6 protein-coding genes are annotated in these 6485 nt (G+C 69.9%); 4 read left to right on the plus strand and 2 right to left on the minus strand.

Annotated features, from left to right (window positions below; all coding sequences use genetic code 11):
• Positions 1-1054 (minus strand): CPBP family intramembrane glutamic endopeptidase (locus CVO76_RS14700; RefSeq protein WP_208739926.1); only part of this gene is annotated, 1054 nt, incomplete at its 3' end.
• Between the two features lie 4 nt (positions 1055-1058).
• The gene (locus CVO76_RS14705) at positions 1059-1787 is read right to left on the minus strand and encodes a YoaK family protein (RefSeq protein WP_133082695.1); all 729 of its coding nucleotides are present in this window, start codon (positions 1785-1787) and stop codon (positions 1059-1061) included.
• Between the two features lie 123 nt (positions 1788-1910).
• On the opposite strand from CVO76_RS14705, the gene CVO76_RS14710 reads away from it, so the two are divergent.
• The 4 genes from CVO76_RS14710 to CVO76_RS14725 all read left to right on the plus strand — a co-directional run.
• A complete protein-coding gene (locus CVO76_RS14710; RefSeq protein WP_208739927.1) occupies positions 1911-3578 on the plus strand; it encodes an ABC transporter substrate-binding protein in 1668 nt (555 codons plus the stop codon).
• A 1-nt stretch (position 3579) separates the two neighbouring features.
• Entirely contained in the window at positions 3580-4533 is a 954-nt protein-coding gene (locus CVO76_RS14715; protein ID WP_133082697.1) for an ABC transporter permease, read from the plus strand.
• The gene (locus CVO76_RS14720; protein WP_133082698.1) at positions 4533-5423 is read left to right on the plus strand and encodes an ABC transporter permease; all 891 of its coding nucleotides are present in this window, start codon (positions 4533-4535) and stop codon (positions 5421-5423) included. Before CVO76_RS14715 ends, CVO76_RS14720 begins: the two co-directional genes overlap by 1 nt.
• Positions 5424-5428: 5 nt before the next feature.
• On the plus strand, positions 5429-6485 hold a 1057-nt coding region (locus CVO76_RS14725; RefSeq protein ID WP_208739928.1), incomplete at its 3' end, for a gamma-glutamyltransferase.

A 6485-nucleotide genomic window follows, 5' to 3' on the forward strand; every position in this document is an offset into this window, starting at 1 on the left:
GAGGCAGCGACCGTGACTGCGGCAGCGCCGGCCCCTGTGCCCAGGGTGTCGCGCCGACCGGTGCCTGTCCGGCACGGGCGAACGGCGCGGGCATCCCGGCCGGGACCGAGGAAGCGGGGTAGGGCGGGCGCCGGACGGCGGGCAGGGGGGCCGCGGTGCGCGTCCGGGCGATGCCACGGCGGTCCGCGAGGCGGACGATGACGACCGTGGTCACCGCCATGGTCGCCACGGACACGACGAGTCCACTCACGGAGCCGTCGGTCGAGTTCACGTCGACCAGCCCGAACGCACCGAGCACGAAGATGGTCATGTTGTTGATCGCGTGGACGGCGATCGCCGCCTCCAGGCCGCCGGTCCGCCACGTGAGCCAGCCCGCGACGACAGCGAAGACCGCGACGTCGGCCTGGCCGAGCGGGTCGTAGCCGTGGCCGAGGACGAAGAGCGGGACGGGCAGCAGGATCGCGAAGGCCGGGTGCCGCAGCCAGCTCCCGATCGCCTGCATCAGGAAGCCCCGGAAGACGTACTCCTCCGCGGCGGCCTGGAACGGGACCGCGAACAGGGACAGGGCCAGCAGGACGAGCAGGATCGTCGTGTCCTGCTGCACGGGGGCGGCGGCGGCCTCCTCGGGGAAGAGGAAGCCGATCCCCGTCGAGACGGCGAGGCTCACGAGGAAGACGGACAGCGCCGCGACGGCGCAGACCCCCAGCCAGCGCCAGCGGATGCGGCCGGCCACCGAGGAGAGCAGGCCGAGGGGCCGCGGCCCGACGATCAGAACAGCGAGCGCGAGGGCGGGGATCATGAGGATCAGCGAGGCCAGGGTGAAGGCGAAGATCACCGGATCGGCGAGGTCGATCGCCGCTGCGGCGTCGAGGTAGGGCCCGATGTCCGCCGAGGAACTCAGTGCGAGGACCACTCCGACGATCAGCAGGAGTACCGTGAGGACCAGGTAGAAGGCGACTCCGAGCAGTGCGGTAAGGAGCGGTCTCCACCAGCGGTGCTGCGGCCACGAGTGGGCCAAACGGTGGAATTCGAACTGCCGGTCAACCTGTTCCATGCTTCTACCGTAGTGCGGATTCCTTGGCGTTCTCTGCGACGGATTCCTTGCGGTCCCGCCGGTGGCGCAGGTGCCCGAGGAGTGTGACGACGGCGGAGAGCAGCGCCGATACGGCGATGCCGAGCCAGAGATCCACCGTCAGGGTCAGGGCGCCGACCACGGCTCCGGCCATGATCAGCGCAATGGCGGAGAAGCGGCGCGCCCAGAAGGGACTCTTCCCGCCGGCGAGGCGGGAATCCGAGGCGAGGCCCGTGATGGTGGACGTGACGACCACCGTGGTGATCTCGGCGACCTTCAGGCGCTTCGCCGTCGCGGCCTGGACGCCCATCATCGTCGCCAGCACCGACGTCGTGATGCTCCCCAGCACCTCCTCGGCGTGCACGTCCACGAGGGCGACGTACACCGCGAGGGCCGTCAGGCCCACGGTCACGGCCAGGAGGGCGATCGACGTGCGGCCGGACCACCCCTCCGGGCCCTTCCGCAGGACACGCCCGGCGAGGGCGGCGCCGACCATGAAGAAGACGAGGGCCAGCGCGGGCCGGAGGATCGGCAGGTCCGCCCCGCCGGCGAAGGCCATGCCCAGCAGCACCACGTTGCCCGTCATGTTGCCCGTGAAGACCCGGTCCAGGCCGAGGTAGCCGACGGCGTCGATCACGCCCGTGGAGAAGGTCAGGGCGAGCATGAGCCATAGGTGGAGCCGGTCGGTCGCTATACGCGGATTCTTCTTTCCCATGAATTCCCTCGGTAACAGCCTTGAAACGAATGTATACGAAGCTTATCGTCGTACAGGCGATTGTATTCAATCTTTCGATCTCCCTGCAGAAGCAGTTCCATCCTTCCGTTCGTGAGGAACCCCATGCAGCACTCCACCCCCACCCCGACACCCCGCAGGAGATCCGGCCGGGCCGCCGAACTGCTGGCGGCCGCGGCCGTCGCCGTGACGGTCCTGACCGCATGCCAGCCGGTCCAGCCGTTGCCGGCCGCCCCCGTCCGTGAGGACGTCACCAGCGTGCCCATCGGGGACGCCGCAGTCCGTGAGGGAGGAGACCTCGTCATGGCACTCTCCGCCGAGCCGGACAAACTCGACCCGACGACGTCATCGTCCCTTTACACGCGCTACGTCATGCAGACCATGTGCCAGAAGCTCTACGACATCGACGCCGACGGGGAACTCGTACCGCAGCTCGCCACAGCGCTGCCGGAGATCTCGGACGACGGACTCACGGTCACAATCCCCGTGCGCACCGACGCCGTGTTCGCCGACGGTGTCCCCTTCGACGCCGATGCCGTGCGCGCCACCCTGGAGCGCCACCTCACGCTCGAGGGCTCGACCCGCAAGAGCGAGCTCGGGCCGATCACGGAGATCCGTGCCGTCGGCCCGGACCGTGTGCGGATCCGCTACGAGCGGCCCTTCGCGCCGCTGGCGGCCGCGCTCGCCGACCGCGCGGGCATGATGCTCTCGCCCGAGGCCATCGAGGAGAAGGGCGCGGACTTCGGGAGCAGCCCGGTCTGCGTCGGACCCTTCAAGTTCGTCGACCGCGTGCCGCAGACCTCCATCACCGTCGAGCGCGATCCGCTCTACTACGACGCCGCCAACGTGCACCTGGACACCATCACCTACCGGATCATCACCGACGCGAACATCAGGGCCGCGAACCTGCGCTCCGGCGACGTGCAGGTCGCCGACACCATCTCGCCGCAGGACATCGACGCCCTGCTCAAGGAGGACGGGCTCGGAGTGCTGCAGGTCGGCTCGCTGGGCTACCAGGGCCTCACCGTGAACGTCGGCAACACCGACGGCGTGGGGGAGCCCGTGGGCACCATCGCCACGCCGCTCGCCCAGGACAAGGCCATCCGCCTGGCGCTGTCCATGTCGATCGACCGGGAAGCCCTCGTCAACACGGTGTTCAACAGCTGGTTCGAACCCGCCTGCTCACCCGTCTCGCCCGACAGCCCCTACGCCTCCGAGGCCAGCGAGGCGTGCCCGCCGTACGACCCGGACGGCGCGAAGAAGCTGCTCGAGGACGCCGGCGTCGAGACGCCGTACCCGATCGAGATGCAGGTGACCAACACCCCGGACACCCTGCGCTACGGTCAGGCGCTGCAGGCCGCGGTCGCCGACGGCGGCTTCGACCTCACCGTGGTGCCGGTCGAGTACTCCACGCTCCTCGACGTGCAGTCCCAGGGCGACTTCGAGGCGCTGCAACTCGGCTGGTCCGGACGCATCGACCCCCACGGCAACATGTTCAACTTCCTCTCGACCGGCGGCGGCAACAACTACTCCGGCTACAGCAATCCCGAGGTGGACGACCTGCTCACCGACGCGGCCCAGATCAACGACGTCGCGGAACGCGCGGCACTGTACGGGGACGTCGTGGAGCGGCTGCACGAGGACAACCCCCTGATCTACCTGTACCGGCAGCGGAGCCTGACCGCGTACAGCACCGACATCGCCGGTGTGGAGACCTTCGCCGACGGCGTCGTGCACCTCAGCGGCGCGGCATTCATCGAGACGGAGAACTGACATGGGCCGTTACGTGTTCACGAAACTCTGGCAGTCGGTCCTCACCCTGGTCCTGGCCTCGATCGTGGTCTTCGTCGGGGTGCGCCAGCTTCCCGGCGACCCGGCCCTCGCCATGGCGGGGGAGGAGGCGACACCGGAACAACTCGCCGCGGTCCGCGCGGAGATGGGCCTCGACCAGCCGCTCGTGGCCCAGTACCTCGCCTTCGTGCGCAACATGTTCCGCGGCGACTTCGGCGAGTCCACCCGGACGGGGACACCCGTGACCGAGCTGATCGCCACCACGCTGCCCGTGACGCTCTGGCTCTCGGCGTACGCGATCGTCGTGGCGATCGTCGTCGGGATCCTCTTCGGCGTCATCGCCGAGCGGTTCCGCGGCCGCTGGCCCGAATGGGTGGCGAACGCCTTCGCACTGGTGGGCCTGTCCGTCCCCAACTTCTGGCTCGGTATCCTCGCCATCCTGTATCTCGCGGTGACGCTCGGCTGGTTCCCCGCCTCAGGCTATGTGGATGTCCTCTCGGATCCGCTGCGGGGCCTGTACTACCTCACGCTGCCCGCGCTGATCCTCGGGACCGGGCTCGCAGCGGTGATCATGCGGCAGACCCGCGCCTCGATGATCGAGACCATGACCACCGACTACGTCCGTACGGCCCGCGCGAAGGGGCTGGGACGGGGCCGTGTGCTGGTGCGCTACGGGCTCCGGAACTCGCTCATCGTCGTCGTCACCATCGTGGGCCTGCAGCTCGGTGGCCTCATCTCCGGGGCTGTGGTCACCGAGCGGATCTTCGCGCTGCCGGGCTTCGGCAAGCTCACCCTGGACGCCGTCTTCACCCGCGACTATCCCGTCATCCAGGCCGTGGTGCTGATCATCACCGTCAGCTACATCCTCATCAACCTCGCCGTGGACATCCTGTACTCGGTGGTCAATCCCAAGATCCGTGTCGGAGGAGCCAACTGATGGCCGTCGAAACACTGCCCCCCGGAACCGCCGGGGCAGGCCTGGGCTCCGGCCGCGGCCGCATCCTGTCCTCGCTCCGCTCCAACCCGCTGGGCATCACCGGCGGCGTGATGCTCGTCGCCGTCGTGCTGGCCGCGCTCCTCGCCCCCGTGCTCGCGCCCTATCCGCCCACCGAGGTGCACTTCGACACCCCGTTCCAGCGGCCCCTGACCGAGGGCTTCCTGCTCGGCACGGACGACCTCGGCCGTGACGTCCTCTCCCGTCTGCTCTTCGGGATCCAGACCTCGCTGCAGGTGGGTGTCCTCTCCGTGCTCCTCGCAGTCGTCATCGGGACGCCGCTCGGTCTCCTGGCCGGGTACTCCCGCGGGTTCGACGCCGTCATCTCACGCCTGACCGACGTCACCCTCGCCTTCCCGTTCCTCATCATCGCCGTCGGACTGGCCGCGATCAGCGGGCCCAGCCTCGGCAACGCGGCGGTCGCGCTCGGCATCGCCCAGATCCCGACGATGATCCGGGTGGTGCGCGGCGAGACGCTGCGCATCAAGGAGAGCGACTTCGTGCTCGGCGCCCGCACCATGGACGCGTCGCCGACCTGGATCATGCTGCGGCACGTGCTCCCCAACGCGACGTCGGCCATCATCGTCCAGGCGACGGTCATCATGCCCGTCGCGGTGATCGGCGAGGCCCTGCTGTCCTTCCTCGGGCTCGGCATCCAGCCACCCACACCGAGCCTCGGCATCATGCTCTCGGACGCCCAGCAGTACATCTTCCGGGCACCCAGCGCGGCCATCTTCCCCGGCATCGCCATCGCCGCGATCTGCCTCGCCTTCAACCTGTTCGGGGACGCCCTCCGCGACGCCTTCGACCCGACGAACACCACCCGAAAGTGACGACGATGACGTACACACCCCCACCCTCCTTCACCACGCGGCCCACCCTCCAGGGCACCTTCGGCATGAGTGCGTCCACGCACTGGCTGGCCACCGCCTCCGCGCAGGCCGTGCTCGAGCGCGGTGGCAACGCCTTCGACGCCGCCGTCGCCGGCGCGTTCGTGCTGCACGTCGTCGAACCCCACCTCAACGGACCGGGCGGCGACATGACGGGTGTCTTCGCCACGGCCGACGAGCCGGGCCGGCCCGTGGTGCTCATGGGACAGGGCCCGGCACCGGCCGGTGCCACGCGTGAGCACTACCTCGCCGAAGGCCTCGAACTCGTCCCCGGCGCCGGAGCCCTCGCCGCCGCCGTCCCGGCCGCCGTCGACGCCTGGCTGGTCCTGCTGCGCGACCACGGGACGTGGGAACTGGAGGACGTGCTGGCCTTCGCGATCGGCTACGCCCGCGACGGCCACCCGGTCGTCGGACGCGTGGGGGCCACCATCGCCGCCGTCGCGGATCTCTTCACCGAGCACTGGCCCACCTCGGCGGCCCTCTGGATGCCCGAGGGCCGCCCCCCGCGCGAGGGCGAGGTCATCCGCAACGAGGCCTACGCCCGTGTCCTCGGGTCGCTCGTCAGCGCGGCCTCGGACGGCGCCACCCGCACCGAGCGGATCGACGCAGCACGCCTCGAATGGCGCACCGGCCTGGTCGCGCGGGCCGCCGCCGAGTTCGTCCGGACGCCGCACCGGCACTCCTCCGGCCTCGACCACGCCGGCGTCCTCACGGTCGACGACTTCGCCGGCTTCGAAGCCGGCTACGAGGAGGCGACCACCCTCGAGTTCCGCGGCTACACGATCGCCAAGACCGGACCGTGGGGCCAGGGCCCGGCCCTGCTGCAGACCCTCGCCATCCTCGACGGGTTCGACGACGAGCGCCTCGACCCGTCCACCGCGATCGGCGCGCACACCATCCTCGAGGCGCAGAAGCTCGCCATCGCCGATCGCGAGGCGTACTACGGCGACGCCGACGTGCCCCTGGACCACCTCCTCTCGGCGGGCTACGCCGCGGAGCGGCGGG

It is taken from the genome of Arthrobacter agilis (assembly GCF_002953615.1).
Taxonomy (GTDB): domain Bacteria; phylum Actinomycetota; class Actinomycetes; order Actinomycetales; family Micrococcaceae; genus Arthrobacter_D; species Arthrobacter_D agilis_B.